Genomic DNA, 18,618 nt, shown 5'->3' with positions numbered 1-18,618 from the left:
CATCCTCACTTCAGCCCGGTGCCGGCAATGCCGGAAGTGATGTAACGCTGCAGGAAGACGAAGACGAGGACGACGGGGATCATCGTCACCACGGTCATCGCCAGGATGTAGTGCCACTGCACGTTTAGCTGGCCGGCATAGGTATTGAGGCCGACCTGGAGTGTGTAGAGTTCCTTGCGCGACAGCACCACCAGCGGCCACAGAAAGTCGTTCCAGCGCCAGACGACCGAGAAGATCGCCAGCACGGCGAGCGCCGGTGCTGCAAGCGGCAATACGATGCGCCAGTAAATCTGCCATTCGGAAGCATTGTCCATGCGAGCCGCATCGAGCAGCTCGTCGGGGATGGTCAGCATGTATTGGCGCAGCAGGAAGACGCCGGTTGGCGTCGCCACGGTCGGCAAGATCACGCCCCACAGCGAATCGAGCAGCCCAACGGCGCCCACCACCGAATAGAGCGGCACCAGGATGACCGACAGCGGCACCATCAGCGTACCGACGATAACAAGCATCGTCAGATCGCGACCGCGGAACTTGTATTTCGACAAGGCGAATGCGGCCATCGAATTGGTGAGCAGCGTGATCAGCGTCGCCATTGCCGTCACAAAAATCGAATTGCGCAGATAGCGCAGGAAGTCGAAATGGACGAAGGGCTCGGTGTAGTTCTCCGTCGCGAAGCCAATTTCGCGCACCGGCTGCCGGTCGGCGATGTTGATCTTGACGACATCCTTCGGCGCCTGCGGGTCCACCATCTGCGCCATGATGCCGATGCGCCGCACCTCGGCCAGCACCTTGCTCGAACCATCCGGCAGCTTCACCCTGTAGAGGGCCAGCGGCTTGTCGTAGCCTTCGACCGTCGCCTGTTGGCTGACATAAGGCATTATGGTCGGGGGGAACTCGGCGAGCTGTGCCGGCGTCTTGAATGACGAACCCACCAGCCAGACGGCCGGGCCGAACATGATGACAACACCGCCGAGCAGCCACAGCCAGCTCACGATATCCGTCCAGTGCCAGCCGCGACCGCCGCGCCGGCGGGTCAGGAATGTCACGACCCGGCTCATTCGCGGGCTCCTTTCCGCTCACCCCGGCGTCCGACCTGCAGCTGAACCAAGGTGAGCACGACCAGCACCAACCCCATCAGGATCGAAGCCGCCGAAGCCAGCCCCGGATTGCGCAACAGGGAGGCGAAGCCGATCTCATAGATGTACTGCGTGATATAGAGGGTCGAGGTTCCCGGCCCTCCACCCGTCAGCACATAGACTTCGTCGAAGATCTGCACGGCGCGGATCAGCGTCAGTACGATGACGACAAGCAGATTCGGCATCAGCAGCGGCAGCGTGATGCGCCAGAACACCCGCGCCGGCTTCGTGCCGTCCATCTCGGCCGCTTCGTAAAGGTCGCGCGGGATCGCCTGCAATCCGGCAAGCAGGATGAGCGTGTAAAAGCCCATATGTGCCCAGACCGAAACGCTGACGGCGGCGGTGAAGGCCCAGAAACGGTCCGTCAGCCAGTTGTGCGGCTCGCCGCCCAGATCATGGACGATCAGGTTGAGCAGGCCCTGGCGCTGCAGGATCCAACGCCAGATCAGGCCGGTGACGACGGGCGACAGCAGCACCGGAAAGAAGAACACCGCGCGCCAGAAGCTGCGCCCGACGATCTCGCGGTTGAGGATCAACGCTGTCGCCATCGACACGGCCGTCATCAGCGCCACCTGCACGACGACGAACAGGCCCGTATTGTGCACGGCCTTCCAGAAGAGATCCTCGTGGCAAGTGGCAGTGTCCAGGTAGTTGCCGCAATCGAGCAGGCGGCGGTATTGCTCGAGCCCCACATAGGTTCGGTCCTGCAGGAAGTAGGCCGTTCCCGACGTGGCCGAATAGAAGAAGTTGATGATCATCGGCACCAGGACGAAAATGCCGAAGATCGCCATGTTTGGCGCGAGGAAGAACGCGGCCATGCCACCGGTGCCCGTCGCGCGCTGCCAGAACTTCAGCGGCACGTTGACGATCGATGCCAGCCAGACGACCGGCGCCGCGAGCGCGGCGCCAGTCCATGCCTTCAGTGTCGCGGCGGCGGTCACTTCGCCTCGGCAACCTTGTCGGCGATATCCTGGTCGATTCTGCCCCAGGCATCGTCGAGGCTGAGTTCGCCGGCCATCACTTGGCTGACGCGCGTCACCAGCGCGGCGAAGTAAGCGTTGGCCCACTTCCACGGCGGCAGCGCATCGGCCGCCGGCAGGGTTTCACCCGCCGCCTTGACGAACTTGTCGAGCGCCGGACCGACGTTCTTGTCGGCCGAGACCCATTTCAGCCCGCCCTTGTCTACGACGCCCTTGTGCGCGGGCAGAAACAGCGTGCGCTCGCTGAATTCTTTCACCACGTCTTCACGGGCCAGATAATCCATGACCTTGGCGACGTCCTTGGGATTTTTGGTGTATTTGATGGCAACCAGCGCCGCGCCGCCCTTCACCCCCGAACATCCTGCGGTACCGCAGGGCGAGCCGGTTGCCACCCAGTCGAAACTATCGCCGATCTTGGTCGACAGATTGGCGACCTGCCAGCTGCCCGAATAGTAGAACGGGATCTGGGCGTTGATGAAGTCGTCGGCGGCCGCGCGATAGGTCGAGCCTGCCGCCGACACCCAGGTATCCTTCAGCATCAGGCCCTTGGCGGTCCAGTCGACGAGCTTGCCGACGAACGCCTTGGTGCCGTCGTCCACTTTCGCCGGCATGCCATCGGGGCCTATATAGTTCGCTCCGAAGGAGACATTCGGACCCGAAATGCGGTGACCGGAACGGTCGATGGCGAAGGCAGCCGGAAGCTGCTGGCTCTTCGCCACCTCGGCGGCGGCGGCGATCCAGTCGTCCCAGGTCGCCTTGTCACCGGGCAGCGGCACGCCGGCCTGTTCGAACAGCGTCTTGTTGGCGAAGCCGCCAGTGAGCGTGAGCTGGGTCATGAAACCCGGGATGGCGTTGGAGCCATCGGGGCGCATCCAGTCCAGCGTGTCAGCGAAATTGGCCTCCCAGTATTTCGGATCGGCCACCAGTGGCCTGAGATCGAGCCAGTGCTGGGCAAGCTCCTTGATGTTCGTGACGCGAGCGATGTCCGGCCCCTGGCCGGCTTCGAGCTGGATGGGCAGCTGCTCCTGGATCACCTTGTAGGCGACGTTGTCGAGCGTGACGTGGATCTCGGGATTGTCCTTCATGAAGCGGTTCAGAATGTCCTGGATGACATCGCCCTCGACACCGTCCGAATACCACATGATGCGCACGTCACCGGCAAACGCGCTGGTCGATGCGAGCAGACTGACCGATAGCGCGGCCAGCAAAGTGCGGGTCTTATTCATGCTTGGTCTCCTCCTTTAGCGGGGCGGCGCCCCGATGGTTCAAGCGGCCACGCCCTCTCCTCTTGAGCGTCGCAGCCGATTTCCTCCCTACTCTCTTTGCTTCATGCGCATCGCCTCACCGCGCACGGTCCAATTGGCCGGATCGAGTGTACGTCCCTCAGCCACAATCCTTGCGTCGGCCAGGAAATGCACCGTGCCGTACTCCGGATCCTCGGCGGTCAACTCGCCGTCTGGACCCGACCGCACAGACAGGCCGGCAAAGGCGCCCGCCCACGCGTCGAGCGCCGGCAGATTGGCATTCCGATCACCGAGGCGGACGATCCATGTCGTCCTGCGTCCCGCCGCCCGCAACTCGTTGCCGGCGGTCGGGCCGGCCACGACCTGCGTGAGCGGAACATCCGTCTTCAACATGACGAAGGCGTCGCCAGATTGCGCGAGCGCCCGATCGCCACCCACTTGCACGGCATCGAAGGCACTTGCGGGGAACCAGGCGTGTGAAAAGTCGGGCTGTTCATCCGAGCAGGAGAAGCTGACTATGGCGAGGTCGCGGTATTGGTGAAGCCGGGGCAAAGTGCCTGAGCCGCCCCAATATGATGGTCTGCCATATCCCGACTGCAGCACTTCGCCGGGGTGGTTGATCCAGATCTGCGCATCCGGATTCTTGCCCAGCCGGGCGTGAATGACGGTTTCCTGATAGCCCCATTGGTTCCAGCGGTAGCCAGCGGCGCTGCCCATCGCATGGTTGCGCGTCTTATAGTGGTAGAGCCGCGCGAAGCGGTCTTGTCCCTGCGCGAAAGTCCATTCCCACGCCGTATCGTCGGTGAGGGAAGCAATTGCAGCCAACCCATCGGGAACGCTCAAATCGTGATCCCGCAGACAGAGTGCCAGCTGCGGCAGCGCGTGAAAGCGCATGCCGTAATTGCCCTTGCCCCAAAGCATGCGGCAGATGCCGGATAATTCCAGGGAACGCGCGGCGCGCAGCGTGTGCTCATAGGAGCGGCCCTGCGCCCCGGTGAGAATGCCGCGGTGCGCCGAGCGGGCGACGAGTTCAAGCAGGCGTATGATTGCCTTGCCGACACGTTCGGCGATGTCCTTGTCCGGGGCCAGCGCGTAGAGCGCGCACAGGCCCTTGAGGTCGATCGGGAAATAAGGCGCCGAGTTGAACTCGGCCATCTCCCATGCCTCGAAATGGTCGAGCCAGGCGCGTACACGCGCGGCTCCAACCGCGGACTGTTCGCGGCCAAGGCGGCCCGACCGCACGAACCGCACATCAGGCAACAGGCCCCCGGCAATATAGGCGGCGGTGTGGAAGAGCAGCGCGTGGTTCTCGGAGAAGTACCACTGCACATCATTGCCGGGCTCGTCCATCCAGTAGCGATAGCCGAGGATGGCGTTGTCGACGCGCGCGCGCAGGCTCGCTTCCAGCCGATCGCCATAGGCCTTGCGGCACCACAGCAGCGGCACCAGGATGAAGTCGGCGCAATCGTGACAATCCTCGATCGCCGGCAGCGTGCCGGAGATCATGGCGTCGGTCTCGGCGCCCTGCCGCCCGATCGCCAGGCGCGCCAGCGCGCGCACGGTGTCGGCCTCGGCGTGACCGGCGACCTCGCGCAGGGCTTCATCTATACGCGCGGTAAGCGTTTCCGGCGCATCGCCCTGACGGCGCGCGTGGCATATCTCGACGCCGAAGACACGCGATACGGAATGGTCTGCGACCGTCAGCGCCACCTTGAAATGGCGAAAGTCGGCCGGCAGCTGCTCGGTATCGGCGATCGGCAGCCGCGTCTGGCCCGCCGGCAGATCGAAGGCGAAGCGCACCGGCGTCTCGATCGACATGAAATCGCCTTCGATCTCGATCTCGACTTGCGCGTCGCGCGGCAGGGCCACGCCGGTGACGAGCGCCACCTCGCCGCCGTCATAGGCGGGACGGTCGAAATGCATGTCGTCAAGGGCTGCTTCCATCGCATCGGCAACGCCGCTCTCGACTTCGATCGGCAGTGCCACCGAAGCAGCCGGACCGGATAGATAATCGAGCTGGAAATAGTAGCGGGCGTCGCGCTCTGCGAGATCGTCGAACCATATCCGGACGTCGTTGCGGCCGGCCTTCAGCGCGATCTTGAAATGCTCTGCACTTTCCAGATTGCGGCCGTAGGGCGCCATCCAGCCGGCTTCCTCGCCATTGGCAAAGAGTGTGGCGCCGCCGCATGTGCGCAGCCGCACCAGCGCCTCGCCAGTCGAGGCCGCCTCGATGGTGGTCTCGGCCCAGGTTCCAAGCACCGTCGGCCGGAACCAGAAGCCCGATAGGTCGATGCGCGGCGAGGCGAAGGGCAGCCAGATGCGCTCGGCGCCGAATTCGGCGCTGACCTGTGGTCGCTTGCCGCGTCGTTCCGCTGCGAACTGCGCGCGGCACGGATATTCATGGGGAATGAAATTCTTGTGCTTGGTCAGGAAGAAGAAGGGATCCATCTCGCCTTGCATGGGCTGGTCGGCCACGTCGTAGCGTTGCTCGGCGATAGACCCGAGCCGCCAATAGACGATTGGCTGCCCCGCCATGAGCGGCCGGCGCAGCGTAAAGTCCGTCCGAACGCTTTGCGCGGCCTCGCTCATCGCAAATCCTTCACGGCAACTGGATCGACATCGGTGTAGGCCTGGTTCTCGCCGGTCATGCCCCAGACGAAGGCATAGGGGCCGGTCCCGGCACCCATATGGATAGACCAGGCAGGCGACAGGACGACGTCGCCGTCAGCGACCATCAGGTGGCGCGTCTTGTCTGGCCGGCCCATCAGATGGATTACACGGTCGGCCTCGGCGAGGTCGAAATAGCAATAAGCTTCCATGCGCCGCTCATGCAGATGCGGCGGCATGGTGTTCCACACACTGCCCGGCGCGAGGTCGGTGATCCCCATCAGCAAGAGGCAGGACGGGGCCACTTCGGGATGGATGTACATACGCAGCGTGCGCCTGTTCGCGCGGGCCTCCTCGCCGAGCACAAGCGGCCTGGCTTCGCTGCTGACGATGAGACGGTGCGCAACATCGGCGCCGGCCGGCACCGAGTTCATGTAGAAGCGTGCCGGCCTCTCCGGATCGTCGCTCTCCAGCGTCACCTCACGCGCTCCACGTCCGACATAGACGATGTCGCGGTTAGCCACGTGAAAGCGCCGGCCGTCCACCGCGACCGTGCCATTGCCGCCGAGATTGGCGATGCCCATCTCGCGCGCGTCAAAGAAGAGCGGGGTGCCGACTTCGGCCCCGTTGCCGAATGCCAGCGGGTTGGCCAGCGGCATCGCGCCACCGAAGATCATGCGGTCGACATGGGTGTAGACGAATTCGATCGCGCCAGGCCGGAACAAGCCGTCGACGAGGAACTCGGCCCTCAGCCGGTCCGTGTCCATGCCGGCAATATCGCCCGGCGACGCGCCATAGAGCGTCCGCATCACGCCGCCTCCACCTTCGACTGCAGATGCCGCGCCCCTTCGGTCAGGCACAGAATGGCCAGCGCCTGCCCGTAGCCCGTCGGATGGATGGGTATATCGCGATAGAACTGCAGGTCGGCGCCCATGCGTGTGCCATAGGACACGTTCGCCACCACACCTTTGTCATCGATGTTGGCCACCACGGCTTCCAAGGCGCGGAGGCCGGCGGCACGGCACTCTGTCGAGCCGATTCCGAGCCGCGCGGCCTTCATCAACCCGTAGCCGAAGCCGGCCGTGGCGGAAATCTCCTCGTAAGACATCGGGTCGTCGAGCAGAGTGTGCCATGCGCCCGAACCTGCCTGCACCTCGAGCAGGGCGTTGATCTGCGTGTCCAGCACGCCGAGCAGATAGGCCCGGACCGAAGGTGCAATTTCGGCGAACTCCACCAGTTCGAGAATACCGACGGTAATCCAGGCATTGCCTCTCGCCCAACGCGCACGGGCGAAATTGTGCCGTCCCGCGAACGTCCAGCCGTGAAACCACAGCCCTGATGCCGGGTCAGCGAGATAACGGGCGTGAACCAGGAATTGCCTTTCTGCTTCCTCGACGAAGCGACGCTGGCCGGCAGCCTGGCCGTAGGATGCGAGGAACAGCGCCACCATGAACAGCGTGTCGTCCCACAATTCGTCGTCGTTGACCCGGTCCGAAACATCATGCTGGAAACCGCCTTCGGGCGTCCGCGGCAAGGCGATGACTACCTGCTCGGCCCATTCGCGCAGGACCGGCTCGAAGCGCGGCTGGCGCCGCCGTCGCCACAATTCGCTTAGCGCCAGCAGAGGCGCGGTGGTGTTGACGTTCATCGCCGGGAGACCGGCAGCGATGCGTCGATCATACCAGGTCTCGATCGTCTGCAGCAGCCGATCGTCGCCGGTCTGCGCCCACAGCCGAACCAGCCCGTAGAGCCCCACGCCTTGTGGCCATTCCCAGCTGTCGAAGCTGACATAGTCGCCCGGCGTGCCGTCGAGATTAGGCTCATGGAACCGCCCGTCATGACGCAAGCCGGTCATGCCCGCCACGAGGCTGGCAAGCGCGGAATTCAGGCGTTCGGCCGATAGCGGCATCACTCCTCCCGTTTCTCCCGCTTCATCAGAACTGTTTCACAGCCATTTTTCTTGCGCAATCTGAAAATTTTTTGCATTAATCGGATGACTTTGCCGGAGATAACGAAGCGGATGAATATCCAGGGCAAGCGCGGCCGCCCCAGCCGCCGCATTCGACTTGAGGAGATCGCGGCGCGTTGCGGCGTGTCGGTCAGCACCGCCTCCCGTGCGCTGAGCGGCGTCGGCGGCGTGAGGGATGAGCTTCGCACCAGGATCATCGAAACGGCGAAGTCGATGAACTACGCCATTCCCGCCTCGGTTGCCGGCCGCAAGGTCATCCTGGCCGCAAGCAGCGTGGCAATGGTGGACAGTGCCCGCAATCAGTTCACCTACCATGTCCTTGATGGACTGAACGAGCGTGCCGGGTTGCTGGGCGTCGAACTGGTGACCCGGCCGGTTTCGGCGCCCGAGGACGAAATCGCGCTGCTGCGTGAATCCGAGCGCGACGACAGCGTCGCCGGTTGCCTGTTTCTGACGCTGGACGATGACGATGTGCTGACGCTGACAGCCGGCTTCGCTAAGCCGATCGTGCTCGTCAACGGCGACGATCCCTCGATGCGCCATTCGAGCGTGACGCCCTGCAATCGCTCTGGCGCCATGCTTGCCGCGCAGCATCTGATCGGCCTTGGCCACCGCCGCATCCTGTTCCTGATGCGGCGTGGCCGGCGCACAATCGAGCGGCGCTATGAAGGTTGGCGCGACGCGCTGATCACGGCCGGCATTGCCGGCTTCGACGACTTTGTGGTCGAGGTGCAGGACTGGCTGCCGGAACTTGCGAGCAGAGCCGTGACCAAGCGCATCGCGGCCCGCGGCCTCGATTTCACCGCCGTGCTGACGGCCGGCGACAGCCTGGCGTTTGGTGCCATCGCCGGCGTCCAGGAGGCCGGATATTCGGTGCCTGGCGATGTGTCCGTGGTCGGTATGGACGACTTGCCGCTCGCTGCCTTCTGCAACCCGCCGCTGACGGCGATGCACATTCCCATGCGCGAGATCGGATCGGCAGCACTTAGCCTGCTGCTCGACGACATGGCCCATTCGGGGTCGCCGCCGCGCCGCGTCGAGCTTGCCTGCAATCTCGTGGTGCGCCAGTCGACGGCACCAGCCCGGAGCGGCGCCGGCGGTCATCAACTGGCCTCTTGAGCGCGCGACTTGCCGCCAGCAAAGAGCAGCGGCAAACCCTTTTGCGTCTCCAGTTCAAGGACACGTCCAAGCAGGATCATATGGTCGCCAGCCGGGAAACGGTCGGCGACGCTGCATTCGAACCGCGCCAGCGCGCGCGGCAGCAATGGCACGCCGTGCTCGTTCCACGACAGGTCAAGATCGGCAAAGTCCGTCCCCGACTTCGAAAAACGCCAGCACAGATCGATTTGATCTTCCGCCAGCACGTGAATGGCGTAGTGCGCGGAATTAGCGAAGGCTTCGAACCGGCGCGAGTGGCGGCCGATTGACCAGAGGACCAGCGGCGGGTCGAGCGACACGGATGAGAAGCTGTTGGCAGTGATTGCGACCGGGCCGTCGGCCGTGCCAGTGGTGACGACCGTTACGCCTGTGGCGAAGCGCCCGAAGGCATTGCGCAAAAGGCGTGGATCGCACACGACATGCTCCATCAGCGGCGCTCCCCCGTTCCCAGTGGTGTCGCCGGGATCCGTTCCGGCACCCGGCCATAGGCGTGCGGGAGCGAGCATGTCTTGAGCTGGGGCAGCACCTTGGTGCCGAAATGGCGCGCCTCGTCGAGATGCGGGTAGCCGGAAAAGATGAAGGCGCGGATCCCCATCTTCATATATGCCTCGATTTCCGACAGAACCTGATCGGTCGAGCCCACCAGCGCCGCGCCGCAGCCAGAGCGCGCTCGCCCGACACCCGTCCACAGACGCGGCTCGACATAGCCTTCGGCATCGGCGATCTGGCGGTTCCTGGCCTGGTGCGATACGCCGAGCGATCGGGCGTCGAGCGCGCGCTCGCGGATCGCCCTGCCCTGCTCGTCGTCCAGCTTCGAAACCAGCTCCCGGGCATATTCCTTTGCCTCGGCCTCGGTGTCGCGCACGATCATGTGGACGCGCAGGCCGTAGTCGAGCGTCCGCCCATGACGCTCGGCGCGTTCGTGGACGGCTTTCATGCGCCCGGCAAGTTCCTCCCTGGTTTCCGGCCACATCAGGTAGACATCGCACTGTTCGGCGCAAAGCTCGAGCGCGTCGGGCGAATAACCGCCGAAATAGAGCAGCGGGCCGCCATTTTGCTGATAGGGCTTCGCTGGCGCCGTCGAGAGTCCTTTATAGCGATAGACCTCGCCCTCGAAATCGATGCTGTCCCTGGTCCACGCCTGGCGCAGGATCTGCACAACCTCGCGCGAACGCTGATAACGGTAGGCGTTGTCGGCTGTCTCGCCCGGAAAGTCCGACGAAATGATGTTCACCGTCAGCCGGCCTTCCAGCATGTGATCCAGCGTCGCAATCGTGCGCGCCAGCATGATCGGCTGCATCTCGCCGCAGCGCACAGCGGCGAGCAGATTGATCTTCGAGGTGATCGGCGCGCAGCCGGCTGCGAAGCTCAGCGTGTCCTGGCCGACCTGATAGGACGACGGACACAGGATGTTGCGGAAACCTAGTTCCTCGGACGCCTTCACGATCTCGGAGCAATGCGCCCAGCTCGAGCGCAACGCGCCGTCCGGCACACCGAGATAGCGATAGTCGTCCGAGCAGAGTGCGGCGAACCACGAGACTTCGGCTGCATCGAGATCCGGCGAGGTGATTGGGACGATGCTCATTGCCACTCTTCAAAAAAGAAGCTCGGGCCATTCTTCAAAGAGGTCCGGAGCTGCGAACAGGGCTTGCGTAGCATTCGTTTTGGTGTAGATCAATACTGTATCAATTTGAGCCAAACCCGAAACCGGGATGCGATTGGAACGCGGGATGCATTTGACAAGGGCTGACCCCGGCCACCGATCCAGCCAGATGCGCGGGCCCTTGCCTGTGCACTTGCAGACCAGCGAAATGCTGATCCGCGAAATCGCGGCCGGACGGCTGGCCGACGGGGCGCGGTTGCCGCCCGAGCGCGAGATGGCCGCGAGCCTCGGGATTGCCGTCGGCACGCTCAGGCGGGCGCTGGCAGATTTGACCGAAAAGGGCCTTCTCGACCGCATCCAGGGCTCGGGTAACTATGTGCGGGCGCGCGGCGACTTGCTCGGGGTCTATGCTTTCTTTCGCCTGGAGCGTATCGGCGGCGGCGGCCTGCCGAGCGCCGACGTGCTGTCCGTCGAGCGACTGCGCAAGCCCGCCGACCTGCCGCAATTCGGCAGCGCCGGCGAAGCCCACCGTATACGCCGGCTGCGGCGGCTCGACGGCGAGCCGGCCGCGGTCGAGGAGATCTGGCTGGACGTCAGCCGCGCCGAGCGGCTCAAGCGCGAGGATTTGTCGGAATCCCTCTATCTCCACTACCGGCTCGCTCTCGGCTTTTCGATCGTTCGCGCCGAAGACCATGTTGCCGTCGCACCCGCGCCGGACTGGGCCCCGCTCGAATTCAGGCCACCGCCGGGGACGGTCGTGGGGTTCATAGAACGTATCGCCTGGGCTGGCGACGGCGCCAGCGCGGAATATTCCAGCAGCTGGTTCGATCCGGGCGCGGCGCGGTACGTCACGCGTTTCAGATAGGCCGGAGGAAGACGCAGCGTGACCAGATCATCGATCGGCTACGGCATCATCGGCTGCGGCATGATGGGCCGCGAGCATATCCGCAATATCGCTCTGTTGCCCGACGCGCACGTGGCCGCGATCGTCGAGCCGGACCCCGGCATGTTGGCGGCGTCGCTGGCGACGGCGTCGGGCGCGCGATCGGCGGCATCGATCGCCGAACTGCTGGCGATGGACGAGGTGGACAGCGTCTTGATTGCCAGCCCCAATCACCAGCACCTCAGTCAGATGGAGCAGATCGCCGCACTTCGACCACTGCCGGTACTGGTGGAAAAGCCGCTCTTCACCGACGCCGCCGACGAGGAGCGGATCGCGGCGCTGAAAGCTCGGCTTCCGCTTGTCTGGGTGGCCATGGAATACCGCTATATGCCGCCCGTCGCCGCATTCATCGAGCAGGCGCGCCACGCCACCGGCGGCATCCGCATGCTGACGGTCCGCGAGCACCGCTTCCCGTTTCTGGCCAAAGTCGGCGACTGGAACCGCTTCAACCGCAACACCGGCGGCACGTTCGTCGAGAAGTGCTGCCACTTCTTCGACCTGATGCGGCTGATCCTTGAATCGGATCCCGTCCGTGTGATGGCGAGCGCTGGACAGGCCGTAAACCATCTCGACGAACGCTATGGCGGTGAGAGGCCGGATATCCTTGACCATGGCTATGTGCTGGTTGATTTCGCGAGCGGCGCGCGCGCCATGCTGGAACTCTGCATGTTTGCCGAGGGCAGCCGCTACCAGGAGGAACTCTGCGCTGTCGGCGGCGACGGAAAGATCGAATGTCTGGTGCCCGGACCAGGCCGTTTCTGGCCGACCCACCTTGGCCCTGCGCCAGTGCCCCAGTTGATCGTCAGCCCGCGCGATCCGCCTGGACCACGACTGCTGGAGATTCCCGTCGACCCCCGGCTGCTCGAGGCAGGCGACCATAACGGTTCGACCTTTTTCGAGCACGCTCGCTTCACCGCTGCGGTGCGCGGACAAGGCAAAGTGGAAGTGACCTTGCGAGACGGCTGGTGGGCTGTCGTCATGGGTCTTGCCGCCGAGAGATCGGCCCGCGAAGGCCGCGCCATCGAACTCGCCGGTGAATTCGCATTGCCGACCTAAGGCCAACCACGCATTCACCAACCACCGAGTCAGATGCGCCGACCGGTTGCTGCGTTGAACAGATGCGCACATGCGCGATCGATTTCGATCCGCACCCCTTCGCCTTGCTTGAGCGCAAGCCTTTCTCGGAAGAGGCAGGAGATTTCTTCACCGGAGCAATCGACCCTGGCGAAGATTTCCGAGCCGGTCGCCTCGAGAAGCGTGATCGTGCCCGGCACGCCCTGCCCGGTTGCCCGGATATGTTCCGGTCGAATGCCGTAGACGAGTTCGCGTCCCGCGGCATCCTTCGGCCGGGCGCCTTCCGGCAACGGCAGGATCAACCCGCCGGCGCTGCGGAACACGCCCTCCTCGATGCGGCCGGCAATGAAGTTCATGGCGGGCGAGCCTATGAAACCGGCAACGAAGAGGTTGGCCGGACGGTCGTAGAGGTCCAGCGGCGCGCCGATCTGCTCGACTAGGCCGTCATGCAGCACGACGATCTTGTCGGCCATGGTCATGGCCTCGATCTGGTCGTGCGTGACATAGATCGTCGTAGTACCCAGCCGCTGGTGCAGGGCCTTGATCTCGCCGCGCATCTGGACGCGCAATTTGGCATCGAGGTTGGAGAGCGGCTCGTCGAACAGGAAGACCTGTGGGTCGCGTACGATCGCGCGGCCCATGGCAACGCGCTGACGCTGGCCGCCAGAAAGCTGGCGCGGATAGCGGTCAAGCAACTTTTCCAGGCCAAGAATGCCGGCTGCCTTCCGGACCCGGCCAGCGGTGTCGGCCGGATCGGCTTTCTTGATCTTGAGGGCAAAGCCCATATTGTCGGCAACAGTCATATGCGGATAGAGCGCATAATTCTGAAACACCATGGCGATGTTCCGGTCCCGCGCGCGCAGATTGTTGACCATGCGTTCGCCGATGGCGATCTTTCCGCCGGAGATCGTTTCAAGGCCTGCGATCATGCGCAGCAGCGTCGATTTTCCGCATCCCGACGGACCGACCAGGATGACGAATTCGCCGTCGGCGATGTCGACGCTGACGTCGTGAATGATCTTGGTGGCCCCGAAGGCCTTCTGCACGTTGTTGATTGTTACCGATGCCATTGGATCTTTCCTGGAAAAGGGTGATGTCAGGCCGCGTCCTCAGCCGCCCTTGACGGCGCCGGCGGTCAGCCCCGCGACGATCTGCCTTTGCGCGAACATGGTCAGGATCAGCACCGGCAGCGTCACCACCAGCGCCGCCGCGGCGAGCGGCCCCCAGCTGACCTGCTCGTAGGACAGCATGTTGTAGACGGCGACCGGGAGTGTGCGCGTCTCACGGCTGGCGAGCACCACGCCGAAAACGAAATTGTTCCACGAGAAGATCACGGACAGGATGAAGGCGACGACGATGCCCGGCTTGGCGATGGGCAGGGCAACCAGCCGGAAAACCTGCCAGGAGCTGGCGCCGTCGATGTTGGCCGCCTCCTCCAGTTCCATCGGCGTGGTCTCGAAATAGCCGATCATCACCCAGACCACGATCGGCACCGTCACCACCAGGTGGATGATGATCTGCGGCCAGAGCGTGCCGAGGATCCCGATCCATTGAAACAGCAGAAACAGCGGGATGAGATAGGATAGTCCGGGCGTCATGCGGGCGATCATGATGACGACCGCCGATCGTTCAGCCTTGAGCCGTGCGATGCCATAACCGGCCGGTACGCCGATCAACAGCGCCAGCAAGGTCGCCGTGCCGGTGACCAGAACCGAATTCCAGAGATACAGCAGGAAATTGTTCTCCTCGAACACTTTCACATAGTTCGACCAGGCGAAACGTTCGGGGATAAGGATCGGCGGATAGGCACCGTTATCGATTTCGAATTTCAGCGACAACGAGATCATCCAGAGGAAGAACAGGATCGCCGGCGAGACGAAAACCAGGGCAGCGAAAAACAGACCGATCTGGTTGAGCAGCCGTGAACTCATCTATTTGCCCTCCGTATCGATCCACTGCGAGCGTTGGCGCAGCATCAGCAGGACAAAAGACAGGGCCACGATGACGACGAAGAACACCACGGCCATGGCCGAACCGTAGCCAATATCGTAGTAGGAGAAGGCGGTGTTGTAGAGATAGATGTTGATGGTCTCCGACGCCGTGCCCGGGCCGCCCTGGGTCATCGCGTAGATGATGTCGAAGCTCTTCAACGCATCGATGGTCCGGATGATGACCGCGATCATCAGGAACGGCGCGATCATCGGCAGAGTGAGATAGCGGAATTGCTGCCAGGCATTGGCGCCGTCGATCTCGGCGCTTTCGAAGGGCTCGCGCGGCACCGAGGCGAGCCCGCCGAGCACGATCAGCATGACCAGCGGCGTCCACTGCCAGGTCTCGACCGCAACCAGCGACGGGATGACCGTGTTGGCGTTGAATATCCATTCCTGAGCCGGGATGCCGACCAGCGACAGCAGGTAGTTGAGCACGCCAAGCTGAGGATGGAACATCATGGTCCAAACCAGTGCCACGGCAACGGGTGTCGCCATCATCGGCATGACGAAGACGCCGCGCAGCAAGCCTCGCAGCGGAAACCTGGCGTCGAAAATCAGGGCGGCCAGAGTGCCCAGCAGCATCGGCGCTGCAACCGAGAGGAAGGTGTAGGTCAACGTATGAACAAGGGATTCCCAGAAACGTGGGTCGCTGGCCAGGCGGAGATAGTTTTCCATCCCGGCAAAGCTCCGCGACTGGCCGAGCGTCCAGCGGTTGACGCTCATCCACAGGGTGAAAGCCCAGGGGAAGACGATGACGGCGCCGACGACGACGAGTGCGGGGACAACGAAAGGCCAGTAGTTGGGAGCCAGCCGGATGGTCTGGCTCCCGTCGATAACCGGCATCGTCACCCCGGTCTGTTCTGGGGTGGTGGCCGACATCAGCCCTGCTCGCTCCTGTCGAGAACCGGCTGGAACTGCTCGGTGGCCTTCTTCAGCTCCGCGGCGGGATCGGCGCCGGCAATCATGTTGGTCAGCGCCACGCCATAGATGTCGCGGAATTCGGTGACGGGGATGATGACCGGCAGCGCCAGCCGGCTGATATTGCCCGAGCCGACCACGGCATCGAGCCAGCTTGCCGGCATGGTGACGCCTTCGCGCACCTTGGGATCCTCCAGCACTGATTTGCGGAACGGAACACCGGCGCCGGCCTGCAACAGCCGTGCACCCATGGCTGGCGATACCGCCCACTGGCAGAACAGATAGGCAGCCTCCTTTTTCTCGCTGGCGGCGGTAACGCCAATCCCGTCGCCGAAGGTGCCCGAGGCATGCGCCTTGGGACCCTTGGGCATGACGCCGTAACCGACTTTGCCGACCACCCGCGACTTTTCCGGGTTTTCCATCGGCGGCGCAAAACCCACACCGTCGAACCACATGCCGATCTTGCCCTGCAGGAAGGCAGACTGTGCTTCGGCCCAATTGAACCCCGTGACGCCCGGAGGGGCGGACTTGGTCATCAATCTTTGATAGAGCGCGGCAGCCTCGACCGCCTCGGGAGCCTCGGTGCGCAGCTTGCCCTTGTCATCGAGCGGCGTCATGTCGTAGCCGAGCATCAGCGACGTCCACACCGGCGTGTTTGCGTTCTTGAGCCCGCGGGCGACGAAGCCGTATGTATTGGTCGAGGGGTCGGTCAGCGCTTCGGCGGCGGCCACCAGTTGCTCGAAGGCCTCGGGGTATTTGAGGCCCTTGGCCTCGAACAGCTCCTTGTTCCAGTAGAGGATCCAGTAGTCCACCGAGAAGGGTAGCGAGCGCAGCACGCCCTGGCCGTCCTTGGCAAACAGCATGCCGGCTTCGGCGAAGTCGCTTTCGACCAGCGCCGGATCGGTGAGCGACGGGTCGGCGAGATAGCCGGCGATGTCGGCCAGCCAGCCGCCCTTCTCGAACTGGCGCTTCTGCACGTGGTAGCTCAGATGCACCACATCGAAGCTCGGCTTGCCCGAGCTCAACTCGATCACCGTCTTCTGGCGCTGCTGCTGCTCGGGCGTCGCCTCGGCATTGACCTTGATGCCGGTCAGTTCCTCGAACTCGGCAAGATATTTCAGGATAGTGTCGCTGCGCGGGCTTTTCACCAGATTGACGTCAAGCGTCGTCCCGGCAAAGCGTTTCCAGTCGACGCCTGCGGCAAAGCCGGGGCGAAGCCCCACAAGGCCGGCAGCGGTTAGCGCTGCGGTTCCGGCAAGGAGTTGCCTCCTGGTTGGGTTGAACAGATTGGACGACATTTCTTCCTCCCGGTTGCTGTCGTTGTGGATGCGCCGCGAACCCGCGGCGCGGCTATATTTCCTCAGATCTGGAGCGCCAGCCGGCGCGCATTGTCGATATGCAGACTGATCGCTTCAACCGCCTTTTGCGGATTGCGGCTCTCCATAGCTTCGATGACAGCCAAATGTTCGCGCATCACCGGCACCACACGTCCGTCGATGCGGAAACGCTCCTGGTGGATCAGCCGGATTTTCACCGAGTTGACCAGGTAGGCCTTGGCGATAATCTCGTTGCCGAGCGCATTGATGAAGGTGTCGTGCATGGCCCAGTCGATGTTCTGGGCCTTGGCCTCCATTTCCGGCGTCGGCGCCTGTCCCAGAGCTTGAGCCAACATCTCCTCATGTTCGCGCCGCATGCGGGCAAGTTCGGCATCAGAAGCGCTGGTCGTGAATAGCGCCACTGCCTCGCGTTCCATGAACAACCGAAACTGAAACGCCTCGCGGATCAGATTGATGTCGATATGCGCGATCTGCATGCCGCGCTGCGGGATGGTGGTCAGCAGTCCCTCAGCCTCGAGACGCGGAACGATCTCGCGAATGGCACCCAGCGGCAGTCCGGTGAAAGCGACCAGTTCGCGCTGTGACACGAATTGCCCCGGCCGCAGATCACGGGCCAGCAAATGCCGCGTGAAGCTGGCATAGGCTTTCTCCCGGAGAGTGATCGGTTCGCTGCCGTCTTCCACTTCAGCTCGCTTCCTTGTCGGTCAGCCCGGCCTTGTCGGTCAGGCCGCCTCTGTCGCAAACAGCCTGTCGTATGCAGCAGCAAGCTGCCGCTGTCCTTGCGGGCCGATCGCCTCCAGGGGCGGGCGAACCGCCAGCCAGCGCTCGTCGCCGATCTTGCGCGCGACCATGACCTTCACCGCCGGCGTGACCGGGTATTTGAGCAATTCGAGCACGAAGTCCTCGACGCGTGAGTCGTCGCGGCCCTCTTCGACCATTGCGCGGATTTCGCCGGTAACAAAATTAGCCATGCCGGAAATCGCACCCTGTCCGCCGCGGCGCACGCTTCTCGCCAGATGCCGTTCGTCGCCGATGAGGATCACCAGATCGCCGTGCGCTTCAAGCAGCGCCTCACTGTAGCTCCAGTCCCCACCGGAATCCTTCACCCCGGCCACCGCGGCGGGAAAAGCGGTGCGCAGCCGGCCGATCAGCCCAAGCGGGAGCGGCACCATGGTGACTGAGGGGATGTTATAGAGGAGCACGTCGCGCGCCAGCGGACCGAGTGCGGCGAAGACGGCGGAAAACCATCCGAACAGCCCGTCCTCGCCGACATTCTTGAAGTAGCTCGGCGGAGCCAGCAGAATGTTGCGAACGCCGCGCTGCAAAGCGTGCCGGGCCTGATCGGCGGCATCTTCGGCTGCATCGACCAGCACGCCGGTAACGAGCTGATGTGCCGGAATACCGGCCGCCAGCATGGCCTCGATCACGATCCGCCGCTCGTCGGTGCCGACCGAGGCTCCTTCGCCGGTGGTGCCGAACAGCGTCACACTGCTGCAGCCGGCGCCGAGGCAGGCTCGGGCATGCGCGATCATCGGCGCGAGCGCTATCTGCCCCGACGGGTCGAAGGGTGTGGTTAGGGCAACCGAAAGACCAAAGCGGGAAGGCAATGCGAACTCCGTTGAAATCAATGTGCACGTAGCGTTAGCACGCTAACATGT

17 protein-coding genes are annotated in these 18,618 nt (G+C 63.6%); 3 read left to right on the top strand and 14 right to left on the bottom strand.

Translation table 11 applies throughout. The features are described from left to right. Positions 1 to 5: 5 nt before the first annotated feature. From NKJ13_RS05350 to bglB, 6 genes are all read right to left on the bottom strand, one after another. Positions 6 to 1,058, bottom strand: a complete 1,053-nt coding sequence (locus NKJ13_RS05350) for a carbohydrate ABC transporter permease (protein ID WP_352777248.1) — start codon at positions 1,056 to 1,058, stop codon at positions 6 to 8. Then, positions 1,055 to 2,077 carry a carbohydrate ABC transporter permease gene (locus NKJ13_RS05345; RefSeq protein WP_502896023.1) on the bottom strand — a complete coding sequence of 341 codons (1,023 nt, stop codon included), beginning with the start codon at positions 2,075 to 2,077 and terminating at the stop codon, positions 1,055 to 1,057. The genes NKJ13_RS05350 and NKJ13_RS05345 overlap by 4 nt, the downstream gene beginning before the upstream one ends. After that, positions 2,074 to 3,342, bottom strand: a complete 1,269-nt coding sequence (locus NKJ13_RS05340; protein WP_352701576.1) for an ABC transporter substrate-binding protein — start codon at positions 3,340 to 3,342, stop codon at positions 2,074 to 2,076. The genes NKJ13_RS05345 and NKJ13_RS05340 overlap by 4 nt, the downstream gene beginning before the upstream one ends. Before the next feature lie 87 nt (positions 3,343 to 3,429). Next, positions 3,430 to 5,949 (bottom strand): hypothetical protein, encoded by a 2,520-nt coding sequence (locus tag NKJ13_RS05335; protein ID WP_502899788.1) that lies wholly within the window; start codon positions 5,947 to 5,949, stop codon positions 3,430 to 3,432. Continuing rightward, a complete protein-coding gene (kduI, locus tag NKJ13_RS05330; RefSeq protein WP_352701577.1) occupies positions 5,946 to 6,776 on the bottom strand; it encodes a 5-dehydro-4-deoxy-D-glucuronate isomerase in 831 nt (276 codons plus the stop codon). The genes NKJ13_RS05335 and kduI overlap by 4 nt, the downstream gene beginning before the upstream one ends. Then, on the bottom strand, positions 6,776 to 7,876 hold the full coding sequence (gene bglB, locus NKJ13_RS05325; RefSeq protein ID WP_352701578.1) for a beta-galactosidase BglB: 1,101 nt from the start codon (positions 7,874 to 7,876) through the stop codon (positions 6,776 to 6,778). Before bglB ends, kduI begins: the two co-directional genes overlap by 1 nt. 111 nt (positions 7,877 to 7,987) lie before the next feature. Between bglB and NKJ13_RS05320 the strand changes: the two genes are divergently transcribed. After that, entirely contained in the window at positions 7,988 to 9,055 is a 1,068-nt protein-coding gene (locus tag NKJ13_RS05320) for a LacI family DNA-binding transcriptional regulator (protein WP_352777246.1), read from the top strand. Here the strand turns inward: NKJ13_RS05320 and NKJ13_RS05315 are convergent. Both NKJ13_RS05315 and NKJ13_RS05310 read right to left on the bottom strand, forming a co-directional pair. Continuing rightward, positions 9,040 to 9,522, bottom strand: coding sequence for a flavin reductase family protein (locus NKJ13_RS05315; protein WP_352777244.1), 483 nt, complete (start codon positions 9,520 to 9,522; stop codon positions 9,040 to 9,042). The genes NKJ13_RS05320 and NKJ13_RS05315 overlap by 16 nt on opposite strands. Beyond that, positions 9,522 to 10,679 (bottom strand): LLM class flavin-dependent oxidoreductase, encoded by a 1,158-nt coding sequence (locus tag NKJ13_RS05310; protein WP_352777242.1) that lies wholly within the window; start codon positions 10,677 to 10,679, stop codon positions 9,522 to 9,524. Before NKJ13_RS05310 ends, NKJ13_RS05315 begins: the two co-directional genes overlap by 1 nt. 226 nt (positions 10,680 to 10,905) lie before the next feature. On the opposite strand from NKJ13_RS05310, the gene NKJ13_RS05305 reads away from it, so the two are divergent. Beyond that, positions 10,906 to 11,562, top strand: coding sequence for a GntR family transcriptional regulator (locus tag NKJ13_RS05305; protein ID WP_352777239.1), 657 nt, complete (start codon positions 10,906 to 10,908; stop codon positions 11,560 to 11,562). A gap of 60 nt (positions 11,563 to 11,622) precedes the next feature. Beyond that, a complete protein-coding gene (locus tag NKJ13_RS05300) occupies positions 11,623 to 12,696 on the top strand; it encodes a Gfo/Idh/MocA family protein (RefSeq protein ID WP_502899797.1) in 1,074 nt (357 codons plus the stop codon). 29 nt (positions 12,697 to 12,725) lie between these two features. Here the strand turns inward: NKJ13_RS05300 and NKJ13_RS05295 are convergent, their stop codons facing one another. From NKJ13_RS05295 to NKJ13_RS05270, 6 genes are all read right to left on the bottom strand, one after another. Continuing rightward, positions 12,726 to 13,784, bottom strand: a complete 1,059-nt coding sequence (locus NKJ13_RS05295) for an ABC transporter ATP-binding protein (protein WP_352777235.1) — start codon at positions 13,782 to 13,784, stop codon at positions 12,726 to 12,728. A 39-nt stretch (positions 13,785 to 13,823) separates the two neighbouring features. Beyond that, entirely contained in the window at positions 13,824 to 14,645 is an 822-nt protein-coding gene (locus NKJ13_RS05290) for a carbohydrate ABC transporter permease (protein WP_023674179.1), read from the bottom strand. Then, complete coding sequence (locus NKJ13_RS05285) at positions 14,646 to 15,548, bottom strand: carbohydrate ABC transporter permease (RefSeq protein WP_352476784.1); 903 nt, start codon at positions 15,546 to 15,548, stop codon at positions 14,646 to 14,648. 35 nt (positions 15,549 to 15,583) lie between these two features. Then, positions 15,584 to 16,921 carry an extracellular solute-binding protein gene (locus NKJ13_RS05280; protein ID WP_352777233.1) on the bottom strand — a complete coding sequence of 446 codons (1,338 nt, stop codon included), beginning with the start codon at positions 16,919 to 16,921 and terminating at the stop codon, positions 15,584 to 15,586. Between the two features lie 62 nt (positions 16,922 to 16,983). Beyond that, the gene (locus NKJ13_RS05275; protein WP_023674176.1) at positions 16,984 to 17,643 is read right to left on the bottom strand and encodes a GntR family transcriptional regulator; all 660 of its coding nucleotides are present in this window, start codon (positions 17,641 to 17,643) and stop codon (positions 16,984 to 16,986) included. A 39-nt stretch (positions 17,644 to 17,682) separates the two neighbouring features. After that, the gene (locus NKJ13_RS05270; RefSeq protein WP_352777232.1) at positions 17,683 to 18,567 is read right to left on the bottom strand and encodes a dihydrodipicolinate synthase family protein; all 885 of its coding nucleotides are present in this window, start codon (positions 18,565 to 18,567) and stop codon (positions 17,683 to 17,685) included. Between the last annotated feature and the right edge of the window lie 51 nt (positions 18,568 to 18,618).

The organism is Mesorhizobium sp. M0174 (assembly GCF_040322275.1).
Lineage (GTDB): Bacteria > Pseudomonadota > Alphaproteobacteria > Rhizobiales > Rhizobiaceae > Mesorhizobium.
This window is presented reverse-complemented; position numbering and strand designations above follow the sequence as displayed.

Coding starts and splice junctions, on each gene's coding strand:
- kduI (WP_352701577.1), bottom strand. CDS start 6,776: ATGCGGACGCTCTATGGCGCGTCGCCGGGCGATATTGCCGGCATGGAC.
- NKJ13_RS05290 (WP_023674179.1), bottom strand. CDS start 14,645: ATGAGTTCACGGCTGCTCAACCAGATCGGTCTGTTTTTCGCTGCCCTG.
- NKJ13_RS05350 (WP_352777248.1), bottom strand. CDS start 1,058: ATGAGCCGGGTCGTGACATTCCTGACCCGCCGGCGCGGCGGTCGCGGC.
- NKJ13_RS05285 (WP_352476784.1), bottom strand. CDS start 15,548: ATGCCGGTTATCGACGGGAGCCAGACCATCCGGCTGGCTCCCAACTAC.
- NKJ13_RS05300 (WP_502899797.1), top strand. CDS start 11,623: ATGATGGGCCGCGAGCATATCCGCAATATCGCTCTGTTGCCCGACGCG.
- NKJ13_RS05335 (WP_502899788.1), bottom strand. CDS start 5,949: ATGAGCGAGGCCGCGCAAAGCGTTCGGACGGACTTTACGCTGCGCCGG.
- NKJ13_RS05310 (WP_352777242.1), bottom strand. CDS start 10,679: ATGAGCATCGTCCCAATCACCTCGCCGGATCTCGATGCAGCCGAAGTC.
- NKJ13_RS05340 (WP_352701576.1), bottom strand. CDS start 3,342: ATGAATAAGACCCGCACTTTGCTGGCCGCGCTATCGGTCAGTCTGCTC.
- NKJ13_RS05320 (WP_352777246.1), top strand. CDS start 7,988: ATGAATATCCAGGGCAAGCGCGGCCGCCCCAGCCGCCGCATTCGACTT.
- NKJ13_RS05315 (WP_352777244.1), bottom strand. CDS start 9,522: ATGGAGCATGTCGTGTGCGATCCACGCCTTTTGCGCAATGCCTTCGGG.
- NKJ13_RS05280 (WP_352777233.1), bottom strand. CDS start 16,921: ATGTCGTCCAATCTGTTCAACCCAACCAGGAGGCAACTCCTTGCCGGA.
- bglB (WP_352701578.1), bottom strand. CDS start 7,876: ATGCCGCTATCGGCCGAACGCCTGAATTCCGCGCTTGCCAGCCTCGTG.
- NKJ13_RS05305 (WP_352777239.1), top strand. CDS start 10,906: ATGCTGATCCGCGAAATCGCGGCCGGACGGCTGGCCGACGGGGCGCGG.
- NKJ13_RS05295 (WP_352777235.1), bottom strand. CDS start 13,784: ATGGCATCGGTAACAATCAACAACGTGCAGAAGGCCTTCGGGGCCACC.